This is a genomic window from Micromonospora sp. WMMD812 (assembly GCF_027497215.1).
GTDB lineage: Bacteria > Actinomycetota > Actinomycetes > Mycobacteriales > Micromonosporaceae > Micromonospora.
In genome coordinates, this window is record NZ_CP114904.1 from 6,631,076 (window position 1) to 6,657,536 (window position 26,461).

The 26,461-nt window shown below is 72.0% G+C and carries 25 protein-coding genes; 18 read left to right on the top strand and 7 right to left on the bottom strand.

Going from position 1 to position 26,461, the window contains the following annotated elements; genetic code table 11:
• The first annotated feature begins 164 nt into the window (after positions 1-164).
• The 8 genes from rapZ (at position 165) to O7603_RS30695 (ending at position 7,508) form a co-directional block, all read left to right on the top strand.
• Entirely contained in the window at positions 165-1,052 is an 888-nt protein-coding gene (rapZ, locus tag O7603_RS30660; protein ID WP_281576880.1) for an RNase adapter RapZ, read from the top strand.
• Complete coding sequence (locus O7603_RS30665; RefSeq protein ID WP_281573194.1) at positions 1,049-2,245, top strand: 2-phospho-L-lactate transferase CofD family protein; 1,197 nt, start codon at positions 1,049-1,051, stop codon at positions 2,243-2,245. The genes rapZ and O7603_RS30665 overlap by 4 nt, the downstream gene beginning before the upstream one ends.
• 54 nt (positions 2,246-2,299) lie before the next feature.
• Positions 2,300-3,280 (top strand): DNA-binding protein WhiA, encoded by a 981-nt coding sequence (gene whiA, locus O7603_RS30670; protein WP_281573195.1) that lies wholly within the window; start codon positions 2,300-2,302, stop codon positions 3,278-3,280.
• A gap of 333 nt (positions 3,281-3,613) precedes the next feature.
• Positions 3,614-4,618: a type I glyceraldehyde-3-phosphate dehydrogenase gene (gene gap, locus O7603_RS30675; protein ID WP_281573196.1), complete on the top strand. Its 1,005-nt coding sequence runs from the start codon at positions 3,614-3,616 to the stop codon at positions 4,616-4,618.
• 37 nt (positions 4,619-4,655) lie between these two features.
• Positions 4,656-5,879: a phosphoglycerate kinase gene (locus tag O7603_RS30680; RefSeq protein ID WP_281573197.1), complete on the top strand. Its 1,224-nt coding sequence runs from the start codon at positions 4,656-4,658 to the stop codon at positions 5,877-5,879.
• Positions 5,879-6,670: a triose-phosphate isomerase gene (gene tpiA / locus O7603_RS30685; RefSeq protein ID WP_281573198.1), complete on the top strand. Its 792-nt coding sequence runs from the start codon at positions 5,879-5,881 to the stop codon at positions 6,668-6,670. The genes O7603_RS30680 and tpiA overlap by 1 nt, the downstream gene beginning before the upstream one ends.
• Before the next feature lie 98 nt (positions 6,671-6,768).
• On the top strand, positions 6,769-7,029 hold the full coding sequence (secG, locus tag O7603_RS30690) for a preprotein translocase subunit SecG (protein WP_281576881.1): 261 nt from the start codon (positions 6,769-6,771) through the stop codon (positions 7,027-7,029).
• Positions 7,030-7,166: 137 nt separating this feature from the next.
• Complete coding sequence (locus O7603_RS30695) at positions 7,167-7,508, top strand: RNA polymerase-binding protein RbpA (protein WP_281573199.1); 342 nt, start codon at positions 7,167-7,169, stop codon at positions 7,506-7,508.
• Positions 7,509-7,600: 92 nt separating this feature from the next.
• Here the strand turns inward: O7603_RS30695 and pgl are convergent, their stop codons facing one another.
• The 6 genes from pgl to tkt all read right to left on the bottom strand — a co-directional run bounded on the left by pgl (position 7,601) and on the right by tkt (position 16,068).
• Positions 7,601-8,371, bottom strand: a complete 771-nt coding sequence (pgl, locus tag O7603_RS30700; RefSeq protein ID WP_281573200.1) for a 6-phosphogluconolactonase — start codon at positions 8,369-8,371, stop codon at positions 7,601-7,603.
• Positions 8,372-8,448: 77 nt separating this feature from the next.
• On the bottom strand, positions 8,449-9,465 hold the full coding sequence (locus O7603_RS30705; RefSeq protein WP_281576882.1) for a glucose-6-phosphate dehydrogenase assembly protein OpcA: 1,017 nt from the start codon (positions 9,463-9,465) through the stop codon (positions 8,449-8,451).
• Positions 9,462-11,012, bottom strand: coding sequence for a glucose-6-phosphate dehydrogenase (gene zwf / locus O7603_RS30710; RefSeq protein WP_281576883.1), 1,551 nt, complete (start codon positions 11,010-11,012; stop codon positions 9,462-9,464). The genes O7603_RS30705 and zwf overlap by 4 nt, the downstream gene beginning before the upstream one ends.
• Positions 11,013-11,014: 2 nt before the next feature.
• Positions 11,015-12,661 carry a glucose-6-phosphate isomerase gene (locus O7603_RS30715; RefSeq protein WP_281573201.1) on the bottom strand — a complete coding sequence of 549 codons (1,647 nt, stop codon included), beginning with the start codon at positions 12,659-12,661 and terminating at the stop codon, positions 11,015-11,017.
• 76 nt (positions 12,662-12,737) lie between these two features.
• On the bottom strand, positions 12,738-13,916 hold the full coding sequence (gene tal / locus O7603_RS30720) for a transaldolase (RefSeq protein ID WP_281573202.1): 1,179 nt from the start codon (positions 13,914-13,916) through the stop codon (positions 12,738-12,740).
• Between the two features lie 16 nt (positions 13,917-13,932).
• On the bottom strand, positions 13,933-16,068 hold the full coding sequence (gene tkt, locus O7603_RS30725; RefSeq protein ID WP_281573203.1) for a transketolase: 2,136 nt from the start codon (positions 16,066-16,068) through the stop codon (positions 13,933-13,935).
• A 265-nt stretch (positions 16,069-16,333) separates the two neighbouring features.
• Here tkt and O7603_RS30730 point away from each other — a divergent pair, with 265 nt between their 5' ends.
• The 3 genes from O7603_RS30730 (at position 16,334) to O7603_RS30740 (ending at position 18,875) form a co-directional block, all read left to right on the top strand.
• A complete protein-coding gene (locus O7603_RS30730; RefSeq protein ID WP_281573204.1) occupies positions 16,334-17,293 on the top strand; it encodes a heme o synthase in 960 nt (319 codons plus the stop codon).
• A gap of 314 nt (positions 17,294-17,607) precedes the next feature.
• Positions 17,608-17,937, top strand: coding sequence for a hypothetical protein (locus tag O7603_RS30735; protein WP_281573205.1), 330 nt, complete (start codon positions 17,608-17,610; stop codon positions 17,935-17,937).
• 14 nt (positions 17,938-17,951) lie between these two features.
• Positions 17,952-18,875, top strand: coding sequence for a hypothetical protein (locus O7603_RS30740; protein ID WP_281573206.1), 924 nt, complete (start codon positions 17,952-17,954; stop codon positions 18,873-18,875).
• 150 nt (positions 18,876-19,025) lie between these two features.
• Here the strand turns inward: O7603_RS30740 and O7603_RS30745 are convergent, their stop codons facing one another.
• Positions 19,026-19,964 carry a COX15/CtaA family protein gene (locus tag O7603_RS30745; RefSeq protein WP_281576884.1) on the bottom strand — a complete coding sequence of 313 codons (939 nt, stop codon included), beginning with the start codon at positions 19,962-19,964 and terminating at the stop codon, positions 19,026-19,028.
• A gap of 217 nt (positions 19,965-20,181) precedes the next feature.
• Between O7603_RS30745 and O7603_RS30750 the strand changes: the two genes are divergently transcribed.
• The 7 genes from O7603_RS30750 to sufU all read left to right on the top strand — a co-directional run bounded on the left by O7603_RS30750 (position 20,182) and on the right by sufU (position 26,457).
• Positions 20,182-20,886 carry an HTH domain-containing protein gene (locus O7603_RS30750; protein ID WP_281576885.1) on the top strand — a complete coding sequence of 235 codons (705 nt, stop codon included), beginning with the start codon at positions 20,182-20,184 and terminating at the stop codon, positions 20,884-20,886.
• Positions 20,883-22,313, top strand: coding sequence for a Fe-S cluster assembly protein SufB (gene sufB / locus O7603_RS30755; protein WP_281573207.1), 1,431 nt, complete (start codon positions 20,883-20,885; stop codon positions 22,311-22,313). Before O7603_RS30750 ends, sufB begins: the two co-directional genes overlap by 4 nt.
• A gap of 96 nt (positions 22,314-22,409) precedes the next feature.
• The gene (sufD, locus tag O7603_RS30760; protein WP_281573208.1) at positions 22,410-23,558 is read left to right on the top strand and encodes a Fe-S cluster assembly protein SufD; all 1,149 of its coding nucleotides are present in this window, start codon (positions 22,410-22,412) and stop codon (positions 23,556-23,558) included.
• Positions 23,558-23,884 (top strand): non-heme iron oxygenase ferredoxin subunit, encoded by a 327-nt coding sequence (locus tag O7603_RS30765; RefSeq protein WP_281573209.1) that lies wholly within the window; start codon positions 23,558-23,560, stop codon positions 23,882-23,884. The genes sufD and O7603_RS30765 overlap by 1 nt, the downstream gene beginning before the upstream one ends.
• A complete protein-coding gene (sufC, locus tag O7603_RS30770; protein WP_281573210.1) occupies positions 23,884-24,657 on the top strand; it encodes a Fe-S cluster assembly ATPase SufC in 774 nt (257 codons plus the stop codon). The genes O7603_RS30765 and sufC overlap by 1 nt, the downstream gene beginning before the upstream one ends.
• Positions 24,658-24,679: 22 nt before the next feature.
• On the top strand, positions 24,680-25,984 hold the full coding sequence (locus tag O7603_RS30775; protein WP_281573211.1) for a cysteine desulfurase: 1,305 nt from the start codon (positions 24,680-24,682) through the stop codon (positions 25,982-25,984).
• A complete protein-coding gene (gene sufU / locus O7603_RS30780) occupies positions 25,984-26,457 on the top strand; it encodes a Fe-S cluster assembly sulfur transfer protein SufU (RefSeq protein WP_281573212.1) in 474 nt (157 codons plus the stop codon). Before O7603_RS30775 ends, sufU begins: the two co-directional genes overlap by 1 nt.
• The last annotated feature ends 4 nt before the right edge of the window (positions 26,458-26,461 follow it).

Consider the following 26,461-nt stretch of genomic DNA (forward strand, 5'->3'; position numbering starts at 1 on the left):
CGCCCCGGGCGGGTGGGGCGTGGGGGCGGTGGGCGGTCCGTGCGGGATAGAGTCGCTGTTTGACCGTTCGCGGCCGAGGGGACGGCCGCGGCGCCACGGCTTGGGGGTAGTTGGTGAGCGAGGCGCGCACGGCCGAGGGGCGGCACGACACCTCGGTGGAGAGCATCGCCGGGCAGCCGGCGTCGGCGGAGTCGGACACCACGCTCGTGGTGGTCACCGGCCTGTCCGGCGGCGGACGCAGCACGGTCGCCCGGGCGTTGGAGAACGTCGGCTACTACGTGGTGGACAACCTCCCCCAGGCGCTGATGCTGGACATGGCGGAGCTGGCGGTCAAGGCCGGCGGCGCGGCCCGGCGTACGGCGATGGTGCTGGACGTCCGCTCGCGCGCCTTCTCCACGGACCTGGCCGGCGCGATCCGCGAGCTCAAGGAGCGCGGCTTCTCGCCCCGGGTGGTCTTCGTGGACGCCGACGACGAGGTGCTGATCCGCCGGTTCGAGAGCGTGCGACGCTCCCACCCGTTGCAGGGTGACGGCCGGCTGGCCGACGGCATCGCGGTCGAGCGCGGCCTGCTGGAGGAGGCCCGCGACCAGGCCGACGTGATCATCGACACCAGCCACCTCAACGTCAACCAGCTGCGGCGGCGGATCGAGGAGCTCTTCGGCGGTGAGGACGCCCGCCGGCTGCGGGTCACCGTGCTCTCCTTCGGGTTCAAGTACGGCCTGCCGCCGGACGCGGACTTCGTGCTGGACGCCCGTTTCCTGCCCAACCCGTACTGGGTGCCGGAGCTGCGGGAGCACACCGGGCGGGAGGAGGCGGTCAGCGCGTACGTGCTCGGCCAGGAGGGCGCGGACACGTTCGTCGCCTCGTACGCCGACCTGGTCAACGCCACCACCGCCGGCTTCGAGCGGGAGGGCAAGCGCTACCTGACCGTGGCGGTCGGCTGCACCGGTGGCAAGCACCGCAGCGTGGCGATCGCCGAGGAGTTGGCCACTCGGCTGCGCCAGTCCGGGATCTCCGCCAACGCCCAGCACCGCGACCTGGGGCGGGAATGACGGCGACGAGGGTGGTGGCGTTCGGCGGCGGCCACGGCCTCTCCGCCTCGTTGCGGGCGCTGCGCCGGTGCGCGCCCGAACTCAACCTGGACATCACCGCGGTGGTCACCGTCGGTGACGACGGCGGCTCCAGCGGCCGGCTGCGGGCCGAGCGGGGCGGGCTTCCCCCGGGCGACCTGCGGCAGGCCCTGGTCGCGCTGGCCGGCGACCACCCGGCCACCCGGCGCAGCGCCGGGCTGTTCCAGCACCGCTTCGCCGAGGCGCCCGTCCCGGTTCCGGCCGTGGCGTCCGGCACCGACGCGCCGGCCTCCGGGTCGACCGCGGCGTCCGGGGCCGGGATGCCCGGGGCCGGGGTGCCCGTCCGGCTCATCGACGGCGGCGACCTCGACGGCGCCGGGACGACCGACCGGGGCGACCGGCCGACCAGCCTGAACGGCCGGGGCGGCCGCCCGTCCGACCTCAACGGCCGGGGCGCGCGGCCGTCCGACCTGAACGGCCGGGGTGACGGGCTGGCCGGGCACGCGGTCGGCAACCTGGTGCTCTGCGGGCTGATGGAGTTGCTCGGCGACCCGGTTGCCGCGCTCGACCACGCCGGGGCGATGCTCGGCGCGGTGGGCCGCGTCCTGCCGATGTCCTGCCAGCCGGTGGGGATCGAGGCCCGGGTACGCGGCGCCGACCCGGACCGCCCCGAAGAGGTGCGCACGGTCACCGGCCAGCACCAGGTCGCGGTGACCACCGGCCGGGTGGAGTCGCTGCGGCTGACCCCCGACGCCCCGGAGGCCTGCCCCCAGGCGGTCGAGGCGATCGGCGAGGCCGACTGGCTGATCTTCGGCCCGGGCAGTTGGTACACCAGCGTGCTGCCGCACCTGCTGGTGCCGCGGCTGGCCGACGCGATCGTGTCCAGCCCGGCCCGCCGGCTGGTCACGCTCAACCTCGCCGCGGAGAAGGAGACCCTCGGCCTCTCCGTCGCCGACCACCTGGCCGCCCTGCGCTGGTACCTGCCGGAGCTGAAGGTGGATCACGTCCTGGCCGACGCCAAGGCCGTGGGTGACCCCGAACCGGTCGAACGTGCGGCAGAATCGCTGGGTGCCCGGCTGGTCCTCGCCCCCCTCGCCGTCTCCGACGGCACTCCTCGCCATGATCCGGCCGCCCTGGGCGCCGCACTGGTGCCTGTCCTGGGCGCCGATCGTTAGACACGTACGTAATCTCCGGCGACACGCCGGAACCGGTCCGTGAGGGGACGCACAATGGCGATGACGGCTGCGGTCAAGGACGAGCTGAGTCGGGTCGACGTGCCCAAGCCCTGCTGCCGGCGGGCGGAGATGGCGGCTCTGCTGCGCTTCGCCGGCGGGCTGCACATCGTCTCCGGCCGCGTGGTCGTAGAGGCGGAGCTGGACACCGGGGCGGTGGCCCGCCGGCTGCGGCGGGAGATCGCCGAGGTCTACGGCTACCCCAGCGAGATCCACGTGCTCGCCTCGGGCGGGCTGCGCAAGGGCAGCCACTTCATCGTCCGGGTGGTCAAGGACGGGGAGGCGCTGGCCCGGCAGACCGGCCTGCTGGACGTCCGGGGCCGGCCGGTGCGTGGGCTGCCGCCGCACGTGGTGGCCGCGAACGTCTGCTGCGCCGTCTCCGCGTGGCGGGGGGCGTTCATGGCGCACGGCTCGCTGACCGAGCCGGGTCGCTCGAGCGCGCTGGAGATCACCTGTCCCGGTCCGGAGTCGGCGCTGGCGCTGGTCGGCGCCGCCCGCCGGATCGGGATCACCGCCAAGAACCGCGAGGTGCGCGGGGTGGACCGGGTGGTGGTCAAGGACGGCGACGCGATCGCCGCCCTGCTCACCCGGATCGGCGCGCACTCCAGCGTGCTGGCCTGGGAGGAGCGTCGGGTGCGCCGCGAGGTGCGGGCGACCGCCAACCGGCTGGCGAACTTCGACGACGCCAACCTGCGGCGTTCGGCGCGCGCGGCGGTGGCCGCCGCGGCCCGGGTGACCCGGGCGCTGGAGATCCTCTCCGAGGACGCCCCGAACCACCTCACCTCCGCCGGTCAGCTCCGGCTGGAGCACCGCCAGGCCTCGTTGGAGGAGCTGGGCGCGCTCGCCGACCCGCCGCTGACCAAGGACGCCATCGCCGGGCGGATCCGTCGGCTGCTGGCGCTGGCCGACAAGCGGGCCCGGGACCTGGGCATCCCGGATACCGAAGCGGCCGTCACGCCCGACATGCTCGTGGTCTGATAGGACGGTGACGGTCAGCGACGGCGTGCGAGCCAGCAGGCACGACGCCGTCCCGCTTCGCGTGCGCGGGGAGCACGGCGCCCCGGCCGGCTGCGCAGGTCGCCACCCGCCGCAGCGCGTCGCCCGGCGCTCGGATAGGGTCGCTGCGTACGGCAAGGGGGCCGGCACAGGCACGCCTCGCCGTACTCACCGCCTCGGGCGGTCAGGTCCTTCCGGACCGCGGCGGGGTGGCCGAGATGAACTGTCAACGGCCGGCTCCAACGGTCGGCGCACATCACTCCGCCGGCGCCACGGTCTGCGACCGGCGGACCAGAACGCGAGGAGATGGGACCTGTGACCATCCGGGTTGGCATCAACGGCTTCGGCCGGATCGGCCGTAACTTCTTCCGGGCTGTGCTGGCGTCCGGTGCTGACATCGAGGTCGTGGCTGTCAACGACCTGACCGACAACGGGACGCTCGCCCACCTTGTCAAGTACGACAGCATCCTGGGTCGCCTCCCGCACGAGGTCAAGGCCACCGCCGACGAGATCACCGTCGGCGGCAAGACCATCAAGGCGTACGCCGAGAAGGACCCGGCGGCGCTGCCGTGGGGCGAGGTCGGCGCGGACGTCGTCATCGAGTCGACCGGCTTCTTCACCGACGCCACCAAGGCCAAGGCGCACATCGACGGCGGGGCCAAGAAGGTCATCATCTCCGCTCCGGCGAAGAACGAGGACGTCACGCTCGTCATGGGCGTCAACCAGGACCAGTACGACCCGGCCAAGCACACCATCATCTCGAACGCCTCCTGCACCACCAACTGCCTCGCCCCGATGGCGAAGGTCCTGCAGGACACGTTCGGCATCGAGCACGGCCTGATGACGACCATCCACGCGTACACCCAGGACCAGAACCTCCAGGACGCCCCGCACAAGGACCTCCGCCGGGCCCGGGCCGCCGCGCTGAACATCGTCCCGACCTCCACCGGCGCCGCGAAGGCCATCGGCCTGGTGCTGCCGGAGCTGAAGGGCAAGCTCGACGGGTACGCGCTGCGGGTGCCGATCCCGACCGGCTCGGCCACCGACCTGACGGTCGACCTCAAGCGGGAAGCCACGATCGACGAGGTCAACGCCGCGATGAAGGCCGCCGCCGACGGCCCGCTCAAGGGCATCCTGGTCTACAACGAGGACCCGATCGTCTCCACCGACATCGTGACCGACCCGGCGTCCTGCATCTTCGACGCCCCGCTGACGAAGGTGGTCGGCAAGCAGGTCAAGGTCGTCGGCTGGTACGACAACGAGTGGGGCTACTCCAACCGCCTCGTCGACCTGGTCAAGCTGGTGGGTTCCTCGCTGTGAGTGCGAGGCCCACTGTCTCGAACGAAGGGGTTGCTCTGTGAGCATCCGGACCCTCGACGACCTGCTCGCCGAGGGGGTGTCGGGTCGGCGCGTGCTGGTGCGCGCCGACCTGAACGTCCCCCTGGACAAGCAGACCGGCGCCATCACCGACGACGGGCGGATCCGAGCCGTCCTGCCGACCCTGAGCGCCCTCACCGGCGCCGGCGCGCAGGTGGTCGTCTGCTCGCACCTGGGCCGTCCGAAGGGCATGCCGGACCCGCAGTTCAGCCTCCGGCCGGTCGGCGACCGGCTGGGTGAGCTGCTCGGCGCCACCGTGCACTTCGCCACCGACACCGTCGGCGACTCGGCCCGCACCACGGTGGACGGGCTCGCCGACGGCGAGGTCGCGCTGCTGGAGAACCTGCGCTTCAACGCGGGGGAGACCAGCAAGGAGGAGGCCGAGCGGGGCGCCTTCGCCGACCAGTTGGCCGCGTTCGGTGCCGCGTACGTGGACGACGCGTTTGGCGCCGTGCACCGCAAGCATGCCAGCGTCTACGACGTGCCGGCCCGGCTGCCGCACTTCGCCGGCCGGCTGGTGCTGCGCGAGGTGGAGGTGCTCTCCACGCTCGCCGGCGAGCCGGCGCGGCCCTACGTGGTGGTGCTCGGCGGCTCCAAGGTCTCCGACAAGCTGGCGGTGATCGAGGCCCTGCTGCCGAAGGTCGACCGGTTGCTCATCGGCGGCGGCATGTGCTTCACCTTCCTCAAGGCCCAGGGCTACGAGGTGGGCAGCTCGCTGCTGGAGGAGGAGATGGTGGAGACCTGCCGCAACCTCCTCGAACGGTCCGAGGGCAAGATCATGCTTCCGGTCGACGTGGTGGTCGCGGACGCGTTCGCCCCCGACTCCCCGCACGACGTGGTCCGGGCCGACGGCATGCCGAACAAGCGGGTCGGGCTCGACATCGGGCCGGAGACGGTCGCCGGGTTCACGGCCGCGCTGAAGACCTCCCCGTCGGGCGAGCCGGGCGGCGCGCGGACGATCTTCTGGAACGGGCCGATGGGCGTGTTCGAGATGGCGGCCTTCGCCAACGGCACCCGGGGTGTGGCCGAGGCGATCGCCGCGTCCGACGCGTTCACCGTCGTCGGCGGCGGTGACTCGGCGGCCGCGGTGCGGGCGCTGGGCCTGGACGAGTCTTCGTTCAGCCACATCTCCACCGGCGGCGGCGCGTCGCTGGAGTACCTGGAGGGCAAGACCCTCCCCGGCATCGCTGCTCTGGAGAAGTGATGGCGAGCGTCACCCGCCGGCCGCTGATGGCCGGCAACTGGAAGATGAACCTCAACCACCTCGAGGCGAACCTGCTGGTGCAGAAGCTGGCGGCGAGCCTCACCGAGAAGCAGCTCACCGACGTCGAGACGGTGGTGCTGCCGCCCTTCACCGACCTGCGTACCGTGCAGACCGCGGTGGACGGCGACAAGCTGCTGATCGGCTACGGCGCGCAGGACCTCTCCCCGCACGCCTCCGGCGCCTACACCGGCGACATCGGCGGTCCGATGCTGGCCAAGCTGGGCTGCACGTACGTGGTGGTCGGGCACTCCGAGCGGCGGGCCTACCACCACGAGGACGACGCCCTGATCAACGCCAAGGTCAAGGCGGCGCTGACGCACGGTCTGACGCCGATCCTCTGCGTGGGGGAGGGGCTGGACGTCCGCGAGCAGGGCACCCACGTGGCGCACTGTTCCGACCAACTCGACGGGGGCCTCGCCGGGCTCAGCGCCGAGCAGGTGCGGCAGGTGGTGATCGCGTACGAGCCGATCTGGGCGATCGGCACCGGCAAGACCGCGACGCCCGAGGACGCCCAGGAGGTCTGCGGGGCGGTCCGCCAGCGGCTCGCGCAACGCTTCGACCAGGACACCGCGGACCAGGTCCGAGTCCTCTACGGCGGCTCGGTCAAGGCGTCGAACATCGCCTCGATCATGGCCCAGCTTGACGTGGACGGGGGACTGGTCGGCGGGGCGAGCCTGGACGCCGAGGAGTTCGCTCAGATCTGCCGGTTCCCGGAGCACATCGCCCGCTGATCGCTCGCTATCCTTGACTCCGCCCGTCCGCCGGTCGGTGCCACCGTGCCCGACCTGTCCGGGCGAGGATCGCTACGAGAGGACTGACCCCAGCCATGCTGCCGATCTGGTTCGCATACACGTTGATCGTGTTGCTGATCATCACGAGCGTCCTGCTCACCATGCTCATCCTGCTGCACCGAGGTAAGGGCGGCGGGCTGTCGAGCATGTTCGGCGGCGGGGTCAGCTCCAGCCTCGCCGGCTCGTCCGTGGCGGAGAAGAACCTGGACCGATACACCGTTCTGGTGGGCATCGTCTGGTTCGCCTGCATCGTCGGGCTCGGCCTCTGGCTCCGCCTCCAGGTCAGCGGCGGCGCCTGAGCAGCCGTTCGAGTCGTACAATCTGCGCGCGGTCCGTCACCCGACGGGCCGCGCGCAGGTCTTTTACCGCTTCACCGCGTCGCCCGCCGCCCACCCCCCTGCGGCGGTACCCCCTCCGACGACAGGAGCGAGCAGCTGTGCCGAACGGCAACGTGATCCGGGGCTCCCGGGTCGGGTCCGCCCCCGAGCGCCCGCCCGAGCGTTACGAGCCCGCCCCGCGCCAGACGGTCACCTACTGGTGCCGCAACGACCACCGGGTCGACATCCTCATCGCCGCGGAGGCCATCGCGCCGCCGTTGTGGGACTGCCCGCGCTGCGGCTTCCCGGCGGGCCGGGACGCGCAGAACCCGCCGGGCCGGTCCCGCAGCGAGCCCTACAAGAGCCACCTGGCGTACGTGAAGGAGCGGCGCACGGACGAGGAGGGCGCCGCGATCCTCGCGGAGGCCCTCGCCGACCTGCGCCGCCGCCGCGGGCGCTGAGCGCGCCGCCGCCCCTCGCGCGTTCACGGAAAAGAGCGGCCGCTCCCGAAGGCATGACCGCTCCTTCCTGAGCGCGTTGCCCGCCGGCGGGCTCAGCGCAGGCTGCGCAGCCGGGCCGGCACGTCGGCCGCCGCGGCCCGGTCCAGCAGCCAGAGGGTACGGCTGACGCCGTGCACCCCGGCCGCGGGCAGCTGCACCGGCCCCGCCCCGGCCAGCGCCATGCCCACCGCCCGGGACTTGTCCGCGCCGCTGGCCACCAGCCAGACCTCCTCGGCGGTGTTGATCGCCGGGAGGGTGAGCGTGACGCGCATCGGCGGCGGCTTCGGGCTGCCCCGGACCGCGCTGACCGGTCGACTCTCGTAGTGCACCGGGTGCTCCGGGAAGACCGAGGCGACATGCCCGTCCTCGCCGACGCCGAGCATCAGCACGTCGAAGTGAGGCAGCGAAGCGGTGCCCGGCCGGGCCGCCGCGGCCAGCTCGGCGCCGTACCGGGCGGCCGCCTCCTCCGGGTCGGCCCCGGCCGGCCCGTCGGAGGCGGGCATCGCGTGCACCCGGGCCGGGTCCAGCGGCAGCGAGTCCAGCAGCGCCGCCCGGGCCTGGGTCTCGTTGCGTTCCGGGTCACCGGCGGGCAGGAACCGCTCGTCGCCCCACCAGAAGTCCACCCGGGACCAGTCGACCGCGTCCCGGGCCGGCAGCTCCGCCACCGCCCGGTACACGGCTGCGGCGATCCGCCCGCCGGTCAGCACCACCGACGCCTGGCCGCGGTCGGCCTGGGCGTCGAGCAGCTTCACCACCAACCGGGCCGCCACCGCCTGCGCCAGCAGGTGGGCGTCGGCGTGGACGGCGACACTCGCCTCACTCATCTCGTGCCTTTTTCGTTCGTCGCGGACCGCTCGGGCGGGCCGGTTGTCGTTGATCTGTGCGCGGGGTGCCGCGCCCCTCAGCCCTCGCCACTGGTGCCGGTGTGGGCGGTGACGCCCGCCTCGGCGCGTCGCGCGGTGGCCGGGTCCTTCCAGACGTGCACCCGGGTCGCCGGGTGCTGGTCCAGGCCGGACAGGCCGGCGGCGGCGCCCAGCGCCTCCGCGTATACCTGGTCGGCGTCCAGCCGGCGCAGCTCCTCGGCCAGCTCGTCGCCGAGCGGCCGACGGACCAGCGGCAGGTTGCGGTCCTCCTGGCCGCTCCGACGGAACGTGGCCACGCTGTCCTCGCGGGTCAGCGTCAGCGCGTCCCCGTTGGCGCAGAGCAGCTGCACCTCCCGCATCCGCGGGAACTCGTCGGTGTGTTCCCGGCGCGGCTCGATGCCGAGCCGGCTGCTCAGCCAGCCGGCCATCAGGGCGGCGGTCGGGTCGGTGCGCGGCGCCACCACGGTGGCCTCGGTGACCTTCGCCTCGGTGGTGTCGAACGCCCCGGCGACCAGCGTGCGCCACGGGGTGATCCGGGTCCACGCCAGGTCGGTGTCGCCCGGCGCGTAGTCGCGGGCCCGCTGCCGCAGCGCCTCGATCGGGTCCGCGGCCTGCGCGGCGTCGGTGATCCGGCGGTCGGCCACCACACCGAGGAAGTCGGTGGCGATCTCCGCGGGCGGCTCGCCGTGCCACCAGGTGACCACCGGCACGTCCGGCACCAGCAGCGGCATCACCACCGACTCGGCGTGCAGCGCCAGCCGCCCGTACATCCGGGTAACCACCGCCTCGCAGGGCCCGAGGCGGCCGCCCACCACGATCTCGGCGTCCAGCCGGTTGCGCTCCCGCTCGATGTCCGAGCGGACCACCACCACCAGCCGGCACGGGTGGGCGGCGGCGGCGATGGTCGCCGCCGCCTCCGCCTCGCGTACCCGCTTCTCGTCCACGACCACGATCAGGGTGAGCGCCATCCCGCTGGCCACCCCGCCCGCGCTGCGCCGCTCGGCGGCGAGCGCCTTGACCACCTCGTTGCCGGTGGTGTCCCACAGGCCGATCATGCTCGTCTCCAAGCCCGGTCCTCGCGGACCAGCATCTCGTCGGCGGCCCGGGGGCCCCACTCGCCGGCCCGGTACGGCTCCGGCTTGGTGCCCGCCCAGGCCCGCTCCAGCGGGTCCACCACCTGCCAGCTCTGCTCGACCTCGGCCGCGTCCGGGAACAGCGTCCGGTCCCCGATCAGCACATCCAGCACCAGACGCTCGTACGCCTCCGGGCTGGACTCGGTGAACGCCTCGCCGTACTGGAAGTCCATCGCGATGTCGCGCACCTCCATGGCGGTGCCCGGCACCTTGGAGCCGAACTTGAGGACCACGCCCTCGTCCGGCTGCACGCGGATGACCAGCTGGTTGTTGCCGAGCGACTCGACGTCCGCCGAGTTGAACGGCAGGTGCGGCGCCTTCTTGAACATGATGGCCACCTCGGTGACCCGCCGGGGCAGCCGCTTGCCGGCCCGGATGTAGAACGGCACGCCGGCCCACCGCCGGTTCTGGATGCCCAGCTTGACCGCCACGTACGTCTCGGTGGTGGAGTCCGCCGGGACGCCGTCCTCCTCGAGGTAGCCCCGGGCGCGCTCGCCCCCGACCCAGCCGGGCAGGTACTGGCCCCGGACGGTGTCCCGGTCGACGTCTCCCGGCACCGTGATGGCCTTGAGCACCTTCAGCTTCTCGGTCCGGATCTCGTCGGCGTCGAAGCTCGTCGGCTCCTCCATGGCCACGAGGGCGAGGAGCTGGAGCAGGTGGTTCTGGAGCACGTCCCGGGCGGTGCCGACCGAGTCGTAGAACGCGGCCCGCGTGCCGATGCCGACGTCCTCGGCCATGGTGATCTGCACCGAGTCGACGTACTTGGAGTTCCACAGCGGCTCGAACAGGTTGTTGGCGAACCGCAGCGCGAGGATGTTCTGGACCGTCTCCTTGCCCAGGTAGTGGTCGATCCGGAACACGTCCTGCCGGGTGAAGACGTCGTCGACCAGGTCGTTGAGCGCCTTCGCCGACGGGAGGTCGTGCCCGAACGGCTTCTCCACCACCACGCGGCGCCAGCCGCCGGACTTCGCGTTGTCCGCCATGCCGGTGCGCGCGAGCTGCTTGAGCACCACCGGGAACGCCGCCGGGGGGATGGAGAAGTAGAAGGCGGCGTTGCTCGCGATCCCGTGGGTCTGGCGCAGCTCCTCGAGCGTCTCGGCCAGGTGGTCGAAGGCGGCGTCGTCGTCGAACGATCCGCCGACGAACTTGATGTTGCCGGCCAGCCGTGCCCAGACCTCGTCCCGCCAGGGCGTACGGGCGTGCTTGCGGGCCGCCTCGCAGGCGAGGGTCTCGAAGTCACCGTCGCCCCAGTCGCGGCGGGCGAAGCCGAGCACCACGAAGCCCGGAGGCAGCAGCCCCCGGTTGGCCAGGTCGTAGACCGCCGGCAGCAGCTTCTTCCGGGCCAGGTCACCGGTGACCCCGAAGATCACCAGAGCGCACGGCTCGGGAATCCGCGGCAGCCGCCGGTCCTGCGGGTCGCGCAGTGGGTTAGCGCCGGTTCTTGGCTCCGCCTGTTCCACGTCGTCCATCCTCACGCCCGCAGCTCACCGGCCGCATCGAGCAGCTGGGCCACGCCTGCGGACCGGTCGGTCAGGTGCAGCCGCAGCACCGGGCGGTCCCGCCCGGCGAGCGCCTGCCGGTCGCCGGCGGCCTGCGCCGCCTGGAGTTCCCCGAAGGAGTACGGCTTTCCGGGCACCTGCAGATCATCGGCGACCGCTCCGGTGATCTGCAGGTAGCTGCCGACCTGGGGGCCGCCCTTGTGGTACTGGCCGGTGGAGTGCAGGAAGCGGGGCCCCCAACCGAAGGTCACCGGGCGGCCGGCGGCGGCCAGCACCGGCCGCAGCCGGGCCGCGTCCGCGTCGGCGAACCGGTCCAGGTACGCCATCACCGCGAGGTAGCCGTCGTCGCCGAGCCCGTCGAGCAGCCAGCGCAGCACACCGGCCAGGTCACCGGGCGCGCCCGCGGGGGCGTACACCTCGATCGCGCCCTCGGTGAACGACGGGGTCTCCGCCGGCAGGCCCGAGGCCAGGATCTTGTTGGTGTTCTCCTTGGACTCGGTGACGTTCGGCTGGTTGAACGGATCGATGCCGAGCACCACGCCGGCCACCGCGGTGGCGTACTCCCAGGCCAGGAACTGCGCGCCGAGGGGGCCGTTGACGGCCACGTCCGGGTCGGTGCCGCCACCGGGCACGTCGCCCGCGTTCAGCGCGCCGCCGTAGCTCACCGTCAGCACGTCCGGGCCCTTTGCGCCGGGACTCTGCGGCGACTCCACGACCACCGGCAGGATGCCCACCCCGGCCTTGCCGGTGGACTCCGCGATCAGCTGCTCGGCCCAGTCGCCGAGGCCGTCGATCCCGGTGCCGTCGGAGACCAGGGCGACCTTGTCCCGGGCGAGGGTGGCGGCGGCGCCGAGCGCGGCGCCCAGCGCCAGGGCCGGGTTGTCCCGGTCGGCGCCGAGCGACGCGGCGAACGCGTCGGCCTGGTCCAGCAGCTCCGCCACCTCGACGCCGGCCAGGGCCGACGGGACCAGCCCGAACGCGGTCAGCGCCGAGTAGCGGCCGCCCACGTTCGGGTCGGCGAGCACCGTGAACGCCCCCATCTCGGCGGCGGTCTGCTCCAGCGGCGAACCCGGGTCGGTGACGATGACGAAGTGCCGGCCGGCCTCCGCCTCGGTCATCCCGGCGTCCAGGAACGCCTGCCAGTAGGCCCGGCGGTGGCTGTCGGTCTCCACCGTCGAACCGGACTTGCTCGCCACCACCACGACGGTGCGCTCGAGCCGGTCACCCAGCGCCGCCCGGACCTGGCCGGGATCGGTGGTGTCGAGCACGGTCAGCGGCCGGCCCAGGGTCCGGGTGATCACCTCGGGGGCCAGCGAGGAGCCGCCCATGCCGGCGAGCACCACGTGGTCGAGGTCGCCCAGCTCCGCCTTCAACTCGGCGAGCTGGGGGAGCAGTTCCCGGCTGCGCTCGTGGGTGTCCACCCAGCCGAGGCGGATCTTCGCCTCGGCCTCGGCGTCCGGGCCCCAGAGGCCCGGGTCCTTCGCGGCCAGCTTGCCCGGGACGCCGGCGGTGACCAGCGCGTCCCGGGTCGAGGCCGGGGCGGACTTGTCGACGGCGTCCGCCCCGTACACGGTCAGCCCGGCGGCCGACTCGGCCGGCCCGCTGAAAAGGTCACTCACGCCACCACTCCGCTCCGCTGCGTGGTGGCGCGAGGCGCCACGCTGCTGTGCTTGATGGTTCGCTCGCTCCGCTCGCTCACGCGTTCCCTCCCGCCTGCTGGGCCGCCTTGGCGTTGCCGCGCGCGGCCTTGCCGGGGGTTCCCGCGCCCTGCGCGGCCGACTCCAGCGACTTGCGTACGCCGTCGAGCAGCTCCAGCCAGCTGGCCTCGAACTTCTCCACGCCCTCGCGCTCCAGCACGAGCACCACGTCGTCCATGTCGACACCGGCCGCCGTGAGGTCGGTGAAGACCTTGCGGGCGTCGTCGTACGAGCCGGTGATGGTGTCCGGGCGGGTCTCGCCGTGGTCGGCGAAGGCGTTGATGACCGACTCCGGCATGGTGTTGACGGTGCCGGGGGCGATCAGCTCCTCGACGTAGATGACGTCCCGGTAGTCCGGGTTCTTGGTCGAGGTGGAGGCCCACAGCGGCCGCTGCGGGTGCGCGCCGGCGTCGGCGAGCGCCTGCCACCGGTCGGAGGAGAAGACCTTGCCGTAGCGCTCGTACGCGAGCCGGGCGTTGGCCACCGCGGCCTTGCCGCGCAGCGCCTTCGCCTCGTCCGAGCCGACCTTCTCCAGCCTCTTGTCGACCTCGGTGTCGACCCGGGAGACGAAGAAGGAGGCAACCGATCCGATCTTGGACAGGTCGTGCCCGTTCGCCTTCGCCTGCTCCATGCCGTCGAGGAAGGCGTCCATCACCTGGGAGTAGCGGTCCAGGCCGAAGATCAGCGTCACGTTGACGCTGATGCCCTGGGCCAGGGTGGCGGTGATCGCCGGCAGGCCCGCCTCGGTGGCGGGGATCTTGATGAAGAGGTTCGGTCGGTCGATCAGCCACCACAGCGCGCCGGCCTCGGCGACGGTCTTCTCCGTCTCGTGGGCCAGCCGCGGGTCCACCTCGATGGAGACCCGGCCGTCGATGCCGGCGCTCGCGTCGTACGCCGGGCGCATCACGTCACACGCCCACCGCACGTCGTACGTGGTGAGCATGCGGACGGACTCCTCGACGTCCACCCCGCGGACGGCCAGGTCACGCAGCTGCCAGTTGTACTCGTTCGCGTCGCTCAGCGCCTTCGCGAAGATGGTCGGGTTCGAGGTCACCCCGACCAGGTGCTTCTCCCGGCGGAGCTGGTCCAGCCCGCCGGAGCTCAGTCGTACCCGGGAAAGATCGTCGAGCCAGATCGCCACACCCGCGGCGCTCAGCTCACCCAGCCGATCCGTCATGCCGTCCACGCTCCCCTCAGTTGCCGGTCGTAGAACCGGTGATGTCGCCCACCCGGGTCAGCGCCGCGTGCGCGGCGGCCACGATCCGGTCGGGGGTGAACCCGAACTGCTCGAACAGCACGGAATGCGGCGCGCTCGCCCCGTAGTGCTCCAGGCTGACGCTCTCGCCGCAGTCGCCGACGACGGCGCGCCAGGACATGGCGATGCCCGCCTCCACGCTCACCCGTGCCTTTACCCCGCGCGGGAGCACCGACTCCCGATAGGCCTCGTCCTGCTCGGCGAACCACTCCTGGCAGGGCATCGAGACGACGCGGGTGGGGGTGCCGTCCGCCTCCAGCCGCTCCCGGGCGGTCAGGCAGAGCTGCACCTCGGAGCCGGTGCCGACGAGGATGACCTGCGGCTTGCCGGTGGACGCCTCGGCCAGCACGTACCCCCCGCGGGCCACGCCCTCGGCGCCGGCGAGGGCGCTCCGGTCGACGGTGGGCAGCGGCTGGCGGCTGAGCGCCATCGCGGTCGGCCGGTCGGTGTGCTCCAGGGCGACCCGCCACGCCCAGGCGGTCTCGTTGGCGTCGGCCGGGCGGACCACGTCCAGGCCCGGGATGGCCCGCAGGGCGGTCAAGTGCTCCACCGGCTGGTGGGTCGGGCCGTCCTCGCCGAGACCGATCGAGTCGTGCGTCCAGACGTAGACCACCGGCAGCTTCATCAGCGCGGCGAGCCGCACCGAGGGGCGCATGTAGTCGCTGAACACCAGGAAGGTGCCGCCGTACGGGCGGGTGCCGCCGTGCAGGGCGATGCCGTTGAGGATCGCGCCCATGGCGTGCTCCCGGATGCCGAAGTGCAGCGTGCGGCCGTACTCGTGGCCCGGGAAGTCCTTGGTGGCGTGGGTGGCCGGGATGAACGACGGCTCGCCCTTCATCGTGGTGTTGTTGCTCTCCGCGAGGTCGGCCGAGCCGCCCCACAGCTCGGGGAGCACCGGCGCCAGCGCCTCCAGCACCTTGCCCGAGGCGGCCCGGGTGGCGATGCCCTTGGCGTCCGCCGGGAACTCGGGCAGCGCGTCCGTCCAGCCGTTCGGCAGGATGCGGCCGGCCAGGCGGTCGTACAGCGCCTTGCGCTCCGGGTTGGCCTGCGCCCAGCTCTCGAACGCCCCGGTCCACTCCTGCTGCGCCTGCTCACCCCGGGCGAGCACCTCGCGGGCGCGCGTCAGCACATCCTCGTCGACCTGGAAGGTCTGCGCCGGGTCGAGGCCGAGGATCTGCTTGGTGGCCGCCACCTCGTCGGCGCCGAGCGCCGAGCCGTGGATCTTGCCGGTGTTCTGCTTGTTGGGCGCGGGCCAGCCGATGATGGTGCGCAGCGCGATGAAGGACGGGCGACCGGCCTCCGCCCGGGCCGCCACCAGCGCCCGGTACAGCGCCTCCACGTCCTCGTGGTAGTCGCCCTGGTCGGCGTCGCCGCGGCGCCAGTCGACGGTCTGCACGTGCCAGCCGTACGCCTCGTAGCGGGCCGCCACGTCCTCGCTCTTGGCGATCCGGGTGTCGTCCTCGATCGAGATCTCGTTGTCGTCGTAGATCACCGTGAGGTTGCCGAGCTGCTGGTGGCCGGCGAGCGCGCTCGCCTCGTGGCTGATGCCCTCCTCGATGTCGCCGTCGGAGGCGATGCACCAGATGTCGTGGTCGAAGACGGAGGCGCCCGGCTCGGTCTCCGGGTCGAACAGGCCGCGCTCGCGGCGGGCCGCCATCGCCATGCCGACCGCGTTGCCGAGGCCCTGGCCGAGCGGGCCGGTGGTGGTCTCCACGCCCGGGGTGTGCCCGTGCTCGGGGTGGCCCGGGGTGAGGGAGCCCCACTGCCGCAGCGACTTCAGGTCCTCGAGGCTCAGCGGGTAGCCGGAGAGGAAGAGCTGGATGTAGAGCGTGAGGCTGGAGTGCCCGGCGGAGAGCACGAAGCGGTCCCGGCCGGGCCAGTTCGGGTCGGCCGGGTTGTGCCGCATCACCTTGTTGAAGAGCAGGTACGCCGCGGGCGCGAGGCTCATCGCGGTGCCCGGGTGGCCGTTGCCGGATTTCTCCACGGCGTCCATGGCCAGCACGCGGACGGTGTCGACGGCCCGGCGGTCGAGGTCGGACCAGTTGAGTGCGGACTCGGGTCGGTTGGCAGCCACGTTGGTTGTGCTCCTCGGCAGATGGGCGGAACCCTCACTGGTGACCCTATCGAGCCGTCCTAAACGTCCGCCCGGGGATCACTGCATGGTCCTCTGTACTCCTACGCCGGGATCCGGCGAAAGCGCCGAGGGTGTGACGGCAGGCACCGTTGCCGGGTCGGCCGGGCAGCCAAAACGACAGCGCGTAGTGTGTGGGGCGGTGTGTGGCCCGACCTGGGTCCCGCCCTCCTCGATCTCCCGCGCCGACGCCGGAAGGTGGCAATCCGTGAGCATGATCACCGAGCGCCCCGTCAGCGACTCCGCCGGGCCGCAGCCCGTGCGGACGGTGGCGGACGGCTCGGTCACGCCGCGGCGGGACGTGCGGGCGATCGTGTCGGCGTACGTGGCGTTGACCAAGCCGCGGATCGTCGAGCTGTTGCTGGTCACCACGGTGCCGGCGATGATGCTCGCCGCCGGCGGGCTCCCGTCGCTGTGGCTGGTAGCCGTGGTGCTGGTCGGCGGATCGCTCGCCGCCGGGGCGGCCAGCGTGCTCAACTGCTACATCGACCGGGACATCGACCAGTTGATGCGGCGCACCAAGCGCCGGCCGCTGCCCGCGCACACCGTGTCGCCGCGCAGCGCCCTGATCTTCGGGCTGGTGCTGGCGGTGATCTCGGTCGCCCTGATGGCCGCGTTCACCAACCTGCTGGCGGCGGGGCTCACGCTGGCCGCGATCGCCTACTACGACCTGGTCTACACGCTCTGGTTGAAGCGGACCACGCCGGCGAACACGTTCTGGGGCGGCGCCTGCGGCGCCGCGCCGGTGCTGATCGGCTGGGCCGCGGTCACCGGCTCGCTCGCGCCGGCCGCGTGGGGGCTGTTCGCGGTGGTCTTCTTCTGGCAGATGCCGCACTTCTACCCGCTCGCCATGAAGTACAAGGACGACTACGCCCGGGCCGGGATCCCGATGCTGCCGGTGGTGGCGTCCACCCGCCGGGTCAACGCCGAGATCCTGATCTTCGCGTGGCTGACCGTGCTGACCTCGCTGGCGATCTGGCCGCTGGGGATGAGCGCCGTCTACGGCGTCCCGACGCTGGTCGTGGGGAGCATCTTCCTGGTCGAGGCGCACCGGCTCTGCGGCCGTGCCGCCCGCGGCGAGGCGGTCAAGCCCATGCGGCTGTTCCACTGGTCGACGACGTACCTGACCATCGTCTTCGCCGCGGTCGCGCTCGACGCCCTGATCTGACGTCGACCAGGGGGCGCCCGGCGACCCTGGTCCGGGGGAGCGACGGCCGGCCTGGCCGCCGGGGTACGGGGTGTTCCTCCGACAAATCATCATCATGGATGAGTTGTCCGAGTTTCACGTCACATCATCGCACCTGTCAGCATGAGTCGGACCGGCTCAACCCTGCACCGGAACCGCCCGAAACTTTGCACCCTTAAGTCCGGATAATTACGGACGTTTTACCTGTGGTCTTCCTTAAACCCTCGGGTAACAGGCATCACAAAAGCTTCACGGTTCTCGCCCGCCTGGGTGGGAGTCTGCTTAGGCTTCGCGTCATGGCAGATGGTTCCGATACGACGCTGACGGCTGAGCACACCGAGCAGACCCCCATGGGCCTGGTCGCGGGCATCAAGTCGTTCGCCGCCGGACACGGCGGTGCCAAGGCGGTCATCGAGTACGTCGGCAAGCGCGGTGCGCGCATCGTCCTCGTCGGCGAGGACGGTGCGTGGGGTGACCAGTTCGCGGACGACACCGTCGTCGCGCGGGAGGCCTGCGCCAAGGCGGGGGTCTCCGTGGAGAACGCCTGGGAGCGGGAACTGATGGACCAGATGCGGCCGAGCAACGACCTCTGGCGGTCGATGGCCCGACGCACGATGGCCCGTTGAGATAGCTGGGAAAGTTGACCAACCACCACCACCAGGCGACCCGGGGGGAACCCCGGGTCGCCCTTGTGACCTGCACCGAACTCGCCGACCTGGACCCGGACGACCGGCTCGTGCTCGCCCCGCTCGCGGCGCGCGGCATCACCGCCGAGCCCGCCGTCTGGGACGACCCGGCCAGCGACTGGACCGCGTACGACCTCGTGGTGCTGCGCTCGCCGTGGGACTACATGCTGCGCCGCGACGAGTTCGTCGCCTGGGCGGAGCGCGTGCCCACCCTGGCCAACCCGGCCGACGTGGTGCGCTGGAACACCGACAAGCGCTACGTGGGCGAGCTGTCCGCCGCCGGGGTGCCGACTGTACCGACCTCGTGGGTCGTGCCCGGCGAGTCCTGGCAGCCACCCGCGGAGTCCGGCGAGTACGTCATCAAGCCCGCGGTCAGCGCCGGCAGCCAGGACACCGGCCGGTACGACCTGGCCGACCCGGAGCACCGGAAGCTCGCGGTGGCGCATGTCCGGCGGCTGTCCGACGCCGGGCGGGTCACCATGATCCAGCCCTACCTGACCGCGGTGGACACCGCGGGCGAGACGGCGCTGCTCTTCCTCGCCGGCCCGGACGGCCTGGCGTTCAGTCACGCCATCCGCAAGGGTCCCATGCTGACCGGTCCGGACTTCGGCGTCGAGGGCCTCTACCGGCCCGAGGAGATCACCGCCCGACTGGCCACGGAGGCGCAGCTGGCGGTTGCCGAGAAGACCCTCGCGGCCGTCCCGGGCGGGTCGGAGCGGCTGCTCTACGCCCGCGTCGACCTGATCCCCGGCCCGGACGGCAGCCCGGTCCTCGTCGAGCTGGAGCTCACCGAGCCCTCGCTCTTCCTGGCCCACGCCGCCGGCGCCCCCGAGCGCCTGGCCGACGCGATCACCAGCCACCTGCCCCGCCCCGCCTGACCCCTGCCCGTGCGGTCCCCGGGACGCCGGGGCGGTGGCCTTGATCGCGCTCGATCCCGGATGTAGTGGCGTCGGTGTGTCGGTGAGGCCACTACATCCGTGTTGTTGTGTGATCTTGGCGGGCGCGAGCGCGGGCGCGGGGCGGGTGGGTCAGGCGGGGGCGGGGACGGCCTCGGGGGCCGGGGTGGCGAGCGGAGCGGGTGCGACCGGCTGGCGCTCCCGGGTGGCCCACTGCACGTGCAGGGTGGCCAGCAGGACCAGGCAGGAGCCGAACATGTGCGCCCCGACCAGCACGGCGGGCAGGTGCGTGAAGTACTGCACGAAGCCCACCACGCCCTGGCCGAGCTCGACCGCGAGCAGCAGCACGGCCGCCCGGGCGGCCCGCGTCGCGCCGACCGCGCGGAACGCGAACACCAGCGCCACCGAGAGGCCGATCAGCAGGAAGACGCCGTCGGCGTGCACCTGGGAGATCGCCTCCGGGTCGAGGCCGTTGCGGGCCGCGCCCGCGTCGCCGGCGTGTGGGCCGCTGCCGGTGACCCAGGTGCCGACCACCAGCACCGCGACGCCGACCGCCGTCGTGAGCTGGGTGAGGGCGCGCAGCGGCGCCGGCACCACGGGCACCGCCGGCCCGTCCGGGTCCGTCGTCCGGCGCCAGAGGGCGTACGCGGCGGCGATCACCGCCATCGAGGCCAGGAAGTGCAGCCCGACCACCCACGGGTTGAGGTTGGTGAGCACGGTGATGCCGCCGACCACCGCCTGGGCCGGGATGCCGAAGAAGACCGCGACCGCCAGGGGCAGCAGCCCCCGCCGACGGGGCCGGTGCGCCAGCACCGCCAGCACGGTGGCGAACGCGATGATGCCGACCGCGAACGTGAGCAGCCGGTTGCCGAACTCGATCGCCCCGTGCACGCCCATCTCCGACGTCGCCACGTACGACGCGTCGGTGCACCGGGGCCAGGTCGGGCAGCCGAGGCCGGAGGCCGTCAGCCGGACGGCCCCGCCGGTGACCACGATGCCGACGTTCGCGATGATCGAGGCGAGCGCCAACCCGCGCAGCAGCCTGACGGAGACCGGGAACCGGGCGAGCAGGCGCTGCGACCCGGCGAGAGCCGGGAACCGGACGGAAGGCTTCACGGAGCGAATCCTACGCACCGTAGTGGATCCCCTAACGGGTGACTCCGCCCCCGGTGTCGGGGATCACCGGGGGGTGGGTTTGCGGGCCTTCCGGGATTTACGTAACGTTGGCGTTGTGAAAAAGGCGGCGGGGCTCTCCGGGCACGGACCGACGGCCGGTGCGGCCGCCGGTCTGCCGGCGTCCGCCGCCGCCGACGTGTCGACCCGGGGCCGGGTCACCCAGTTGCTGCTCGAGCGGGGCGCGACCACCGCGGCGCAGCTCGGCTCGGCGCTCGGGCTCAGCCCGGCCGCGATCCGTCGGCACCTCGACGCGATGCTCGCCGACGGTGACGTGGTGGCGCGAGAGCAGGCGGTCCGCGGCCACCGCGGCCGGGGCCGCCCGGCCAAGGTGTTCGTGTTGACCGACGCCGGCCGGGGCCGCTGCGGCGACCACCACTACGACAACATGGCCACCGCCGCCCTGCGCTGGATCGCCCGCACCGGGGGGCCCGAGGCGGTGGAGGTGTTCGCCGCCGAGCAGGTCTCCGCGCTGGAGACCCGCTGCCGGGCCGCCATGGAGGACGCCGGCGACGACCCGCTCGCGCGGGCCGAGGCACTCGCCGGGGCGCTGACCGCCGAGGGCTACGCTGCCAACGCGTCCACGATCGCCACCGGCGGCCAGCTCTGCCAACACCACTGCCCGGTGGCGCACGTCGCCGCCGAGTTTCCTCAGCTGTGCGAGGCCGAGACCGCGGTGATCTCCCGTCTGGTCGGCACCCACGTGCAGCGCCTGGCCACCATCGCGCACGGCGACGGGGTGTGCACCACGCACATCCCGACCCAGCCGGGGCGTGCCCAGTCCGGAAAGACCGTCACCACTGTGAGGACAGATAGATGACCGAGCAGATCGTCCAGCCCCTGACCCAGGAGGAGCAGCTCGCCGCCCTGGGCCGCTACGAGTACGGCTGGGCCGACCCGGACGTCGCCGGGGCCGCCGCCCAGCGCGGCCTCAACGAGGCGGTGGTGCGGGACATCTCGGCGAAGAAGAATGAGCCGGCCTGGATGCTCGACCTGCGCCTGAAGGGCCTGCGGCTCTTCGACCGCAAGCCGATGCCGGCCTGGGGCGCCGACCTCACCGGGATCGACTTCGACAACATCAAGTACTTCGTCCGGTCGACGGAGAAGCAGGCCGCCAGCTGGGAGGACCTGCCCGAGGACATCAAGAACACCTACGACCGGCTGGGCATCCCCGAGGCGGAGAAGCAGCGCCTGGTCGCCGGTGTCGCGGCGCAGTACGAGTCCGAGGTCGTCTACCACAAGATCCGTGAGGACCTCGAGGAGCAGGGTGTCATCTTCCTGGACACCGACACGGCGCTGCGCGAGCACGAGGACATCTTCAAGGAGTACTTCGGCACGGTGATCCCGGTCGGCGACAACAAGTTCGCCGCGCTGAACACCTCCGTGTGGTCCGGTGGCTCGTTCATCTACGTGCCGAAGGGCGTGCACGTGGAAATCCCGCTGCAGGCCTACTTCCGGATCAACACGGAGAACATGGGCCAGTTCGAGCGGACGCTGATCATCGTCGACGAGGGCGCGTACGTGCACTACGTCGAGGGCTGCACCGCGCCGCTCTACTCGTCCGACTCGCTGCACAGCGCGGTCGTCGAGATCATCGTCAAGAAGAACGCCCGGTGCCGTTACACGACCATCCAGAACTGGTCGAACAACGTCTACAACCTGGTGACCAAGCGCGCCGTCTGCCAGGAGGGCGCGACCATGGAGTGGGTCGACGGCAACATCGGCTCCAAGGTCACCATGAAGTACCCGGCGGTCTACATGCTCGGTGAGCACGCCAAGGGTGAGGTGCTCTCGGTGGCCATGGCCGGCGAGGGTCAGCACCAGGACGCCGGCGCCAAGATGGTGCACGGCGCGCCGCACACCAGCAGCACCATCGTCTCCAAGTCGATCGCCCGGGGCGGCGGCCGCACCTCGTACCGCGGCCTGGTGCAGGTGCTGGAGGGTTCGCACCACAGCAAGAGCACGGTCAAGTGCGACGCGCTGCTGGTCGACACCATCTCCCGCTCGGACACCTACCCGTACGTCGACATCCGCGAGGACGACGTGGCGATGGGGCACGAGGCGACCGTCTCCAAGGTCAGCGAGGACCAGCTCTTCTACCTGATGAGCCGGGGCCTGAGCGAGGACGAGGCGATGGCGATGATCGTGCGCGGCTTCATCGAGCCGATCGCCAAGGAACTCCCGATGGAGTACGCCCTGGAGCTCAACCGCCTGATCGAGCTCCAGATGGAGGGCGCGGTCGGCTGACGCCGCCCGGCGCTCCCGCGAACCCCGACCCGTCGGGCCGGGGTTCGCGAACCCCGACCGACCCTCCGATTAGTCGCTGAACAGACCAAGGAAGAGATGACTACCCAGGCTTCCGCGCCGCCCAGCACCAAGTCGCAGGCGCTCCGCTCGTACGATGTCGCCGACTTCCCGGCCCTCACGGGCCTGGAGGAGGAGTGGCGTTTCACGCCGCTCAAGCGCTTGCGCGGCCTGCTCGACGGCGCCGTGTCGGACGCGTCGGCCCACTGGCCCGCCCACGAGTTCGGGCCGCTGCCCGAGGGCGTGCGGATCGGCAGCCTGGCGAAGGACGACCCGCGCCGAGGTAGCGTGCTGACCCCGGTCGACCGGATCAGCGCACGTGCCTACGGCGAGTCGGACCTCGGCATGCTGGTGGAGATCGCCCGCGAGGCGGTCGTCACCGAGCCCGTGGTCGTCACCGTGCACGGCGGCCCGTCGGACGTGGTGGCCTTCGCCCACACGTTCGTCGAGGTGGGGGCGCTCTCCGAGTCGGTGCTCGTGCTTCAGCAGGTCGGCACCGGCACGCTGGCCGACAACGTCGAGGTGGCGGTCGCCGACGGGGCGAAGCTCACGCTGGTCACGGTCGCCGACTGGGCCGAGGACGCGGTGCAGGCGCAGCACCTCAAGGTGAAGCTGGGCCGGGACGCCAAGGTGGTACACATCCAGGTGAGCCTCGGCGGCGACCTGGTCCGGCAGTACACCTCGGTGGAGTACACCGACCGGGGTGGCGAGGCCGAGCTGTACGGCGTCTACTTCGCCGACTCGGGCCAGCATCTGGAGCACCGGCAGCTGGTCGACCACTCGGTGCCGGACTGCCGCAGCTACGTCGGCTACCGGGGTGCCCTGCAGGGCGAGAGCGCGCACACCGTCTGGGTGGGCGACGTGCTGATCCGGGCCGAGGCGACCGGCACCGACACGTACGAGATCAACCGGAACCTGCTGCTCAGCGACGGCGCCCGGGCCGACTCCGTGCCGAACCTCGAGATCGAGACCGGCGAGATCGCCGGCGCCGGCCACGCGAGCGCGACCGGCCGCTTCGACGACGAGCAGCTGTTCTACCTGATGGCCCGGGGCATCCCGGAGGGCGAGGCCCGTCGGCTGGTGGTCCGCGGCTTCTTCGCCGAGCTGATCAACAAGATCCCGGTGGAGGACCTGCGCGAGCGGCTCGGCGCGGCGATCGAGGACCGGCTGGCCAAGGCTGGCGCCTGATGATCAAGATCTGCTCCACCGAGGACGTCCCGAAGGGCACCGCGATCAGCGCGGATGTCGACGGCACGCAGATCGCCGTCGTACACGGCGAGGACGACGGGTTCTACGCCGTGTACGACGAGTGTTCGCACGCCGCGGTCGCCCTCTCCGAGGGCGAGGTCGACGGCTGCACGCTGGAGTGCTGGCTGCACGGCTCCCGTTTCGACCTGCGTACCGGCGAGCCGACCGGGCTGCCCGCCACCGAACCCGTACCCGTCTACCCCGTCGAAGTCCGCGACGGCGACATCTACGTCAGCCTGACGCCGAGCAATGGAGTGACCCGATAATGAGCACCCTGGAGATCCGCGACCTGAAGGTGTCGGTCAAGCTGCCCGAGGGTGAGCTCAAGCCGATCCTGGCCGGTGTCGACCTGACCGTCCGCTCCGGTGAGACCCACGCGATCATGGGCCCCAACGGTTCCGGCAAGTCGACCCTGGCGTACTCGATCGCCGGTCACCCCAAGTACGAGATCACCGGTGGCTCGGTGACCCTCGACGGCGAGGACGTGCTGGCCATGTCCGTCGACGAGCGGGCCCGCGCCGGCCTGTTCCTGGCGATGCAGTACCCGGTCGAGGTGCCCGGCGTGTCGGTGGCCAACTTCCTGCGTACCGCCAAGACCGCCATCGACGGCGAGGCGCCGAAGCTGCGCACGTGGGGCGGCGAGCTGCGCGGCGCCATGGAGCGACTCCAGATGGACCCGGCGTTCGCCCAGCGCAACGTCAACGAGGGCTTCTCCGGCGGCGAGAAGAAGCGGCATGAGATCGTGCAGCTGGAGCTGCTGAAGCCGAAGATGGCCATCCTCGACGAGACCGACTCCGGCCTCGACGTCGACGCGCTCCGCGTCGTCAGCGAGGGGGTCAACCGGGTCCGCGACACCGGCGACACCGGCCTGCTGCTGATCACCCACTACACCCGGATCCTGCGCTACATCAAGCCGGACTTCGTGCACGTCTTCGTCGCCGGCCGGATCGTCGAGCAGGGCGGGCCGGAGCTGGCCGACAAGCTCGAGGACGAGGGCTACGAGCGGTACGTCGCCGGGGCCGGTTCGGCACGGGCCTGACACACGCAAAGGACCTGTTGAGATGACCACCATCGCGATCCCGCCGGGGATGCCGCAGTACGACGACGTGCCGCGATACGACGTGGCGAAGGTGCGCGCCGACTTCCCGATCCTGGACCGGGAGATCAACGGGCACCGGCTGGTCTATCTCGACAGCGCCAACACGTCGCACAAACCGCGGCAGGTGCTCGACGTGCTCGCCGAGCACTACGCGCGGCACAACGCGAACGTGTCCCGCTCGGTGCACACGCTGGGCACCGAGGCGACCGAGGCGTACGAGGGCGCGCGGGCCAAGGTGGCCGCGTTCATCAACGCGCCGAGCCCGGACGAGGTGGTGTTCACCAAGAACTCCACCGAGGCGATCAACATCGTGGCGTACGCGTTCTCCAACGCCTCGCTGCGACCGGACGCCGATCCCCGGTTCCGGCTCGGCCCCGGCGACGAGGTGGTGATCTCCGAGATGGAGCACCACTCGAACATCGTCCCGTGGCAGCTGCTGTGCGAGCGCACCGGCGCGACCCTCCGCTGGTTCCCGGTCACCGACTCGGGGCGGCTGGACGAGTCCGGCCTGGACGACCTGATCACCGAGCGGACGAAGATCGTCTCGCTGGTGCACATGTCGAACATCCTGGGCACGGTCAACGCCACGGCCCGGATCACCGCGCGGGTCCGCGAGGTGGGGGCGCTGCTGCTGCTGGACTGCTCGCAGTCGGTGCCGCACCTGCCGATGGACGTGGTCGACTACGACGCGGACTTCATCGTCTTCACCGGCCACAAGATGTGCGGCCCGACCGGCATCGGGGTCCTCTGGGGCCGGGCCGAGCTGCTGGCGGCCATGCCGCCGGTGTTCGGCGGCGGCTCGATGATCGAGACGGTGCAGATGGCCGGCTCCACCTACGCTCCGCCGCCGGCCCGGTTCGAGGCGGGCACCCCGCCGATCGCCGAGGCGGTGGCGCTCGGCGCCGCGGTGGACTACCTGTCCGGCATCGGCATGAAGGCCATCCAGTGGCACGAGAAGGAGCTGACGGCGTACGCGCTGGACGCTCTCGCGACGGTGCCCGGCCTGCGGATCTTCGGTCCGACCGTGCCGGTCGGCCGGGGCGGCACGATCTCGTTCGCCCTCGGCGACGTGCACCCGCACGACGTGGGTCAGGTGCTCGACTCGCTGGGCGTGCAGGTGCGGGTCGGCCACCACTGCGCCCGCCCGGTCTGCACCCGGTTCGGTGTGCCGGCCACGACGCGGGCCTCGTTCTACCTCTACACCACCACCGAGGAGATCGACGCTCTGGTGGCGGGTCTGGAGCAGGTGCGGAAGGTGTTCAGCTGATGCAACTCGACCAGCTCTACCAGGAGATCATCCTGGACCACTACAAGCACCCGCACGGGCGCGGGCTGCGCGACGCCGACGACCCGTCGGACCGCACCGCCGAGGCGCACCACGTGAACCCGACCTGCGGGGACGAGGTCACCGTGCGGGTCGCCACCGACGGCGCGGTGCTCACCGACATCTCGTACGAGGGCATGGGCTGCTCGATCAGCCAGGCCTCGGCGAGCGTGCTGCACGAGCTGCTGCGCGGTCGGGGCGCGGGGGACGCGTTCGAGGCGCACGAGGCGTTCGTGGAGTTGATGTCCGGCCGTGGCCAGGTCACGCCGGACGAGGACGTGCTCGGTGACGGGGTGGCGTTCGCGGGCGTGGCCCGCTACCCCGCCCGGGTCAAGTGCGCGCTGTTGCCGTGGATGGCGTTCAAGGACGCCGCGGCACGCGCCGGGGTGGGCGTGAGCCCGGAGGTGAAGGCATGAGCGA

Coding starts and splice junctions, on each gene's coding strand:
- whiA (WP_281573195.1), top strand. CDS start 2,300: ATGGCGATGACGGCTGCGGTCAAGGACGAGCTGAGTCGGGTCGACGTG.
- sufU (WP_281573212.1), top strand. CDS start 25,984: ATGCAACTCGACCAGCTCTACCAGGAGATCATCCTGGACCACTACAAG.
- sufD (WP_281573208.1), top strand. CDS start 22,410: ATGACTACCCAGGCTTCCGCGCCGCCCAGCACCAAGTCGCAGGCGCTC.
- O7603_RS30775 (WP_281573211.1), top strand. CDS start 24,680: ATGACCACCATCGCGATCCCGCCGGGGATGCCGCAGTACGACGACGTG.
- zwf (WP_281576883.1), bottom strand. CDS start 11,012: ATGGACGACGTGGAACAGGCGGAGCCAAGAACCGGCGCTAACCCACTG.
- pgl (WP_281573200.1), bottom strand. CDS start 8,371: ATGAGTGAGGCGAGTGTCGCCGTCCACGCCGACGCCCACCTGCTGGCG.
- sufC (WP_281573210.1), top strand. CDS start 23,884: ATGAGCACCCTGGAGATCCGCGACCTGAAGGTGTCGGTCAAGCTGCCC.
- tpiA (WP_281573198.1), top strand. CDS start 5,879: ATGGCGAGCGTCACCCGCCGGCCGCTGATGGCCGGCAACTGGAAGATG.
- sufB (WP_281573207.1), top strand. CDS start 20,883: ATGACCGAGCAGATCGTCCAGCCCCTGACCCAGGAGGAGCAGCTCGCC.
- O7603_RS30765 (WP_281573209.1), top strand. CDS start 23,558: ATGATCAAGATCTGCTCCACCGAGGACGTCCCGAAGGGCACCGCGATC.
- O7603_RS30735 (WP_281573205.1), top strand. CDS start 17,608: ATGGCAGATGGTTCCGATACGACGCTGACGGCTGAGCACACCGAGCAG.
- O7603_RS30705 (WP_281576882.1), bottom strand. CDS start 9,465: ATGATCGGCCTGTGGGACACCACCGGCAACGAGGTGGTCAAGGCGCTC.
- tal (WP_281573202.1), bottom strand. CDS start 13,916: ATGACGGATCGGCTGGGTGAGCTGAGCGCCGCGGGTGTGGCGATCTGG.
- O7603_RS30665 (WP_281573194.1), top strand. CDS start 1,049: ATGACGGCGACGAGGGTGGTGGCGTTCGGCGGCGGCCACGGCCTCTCC.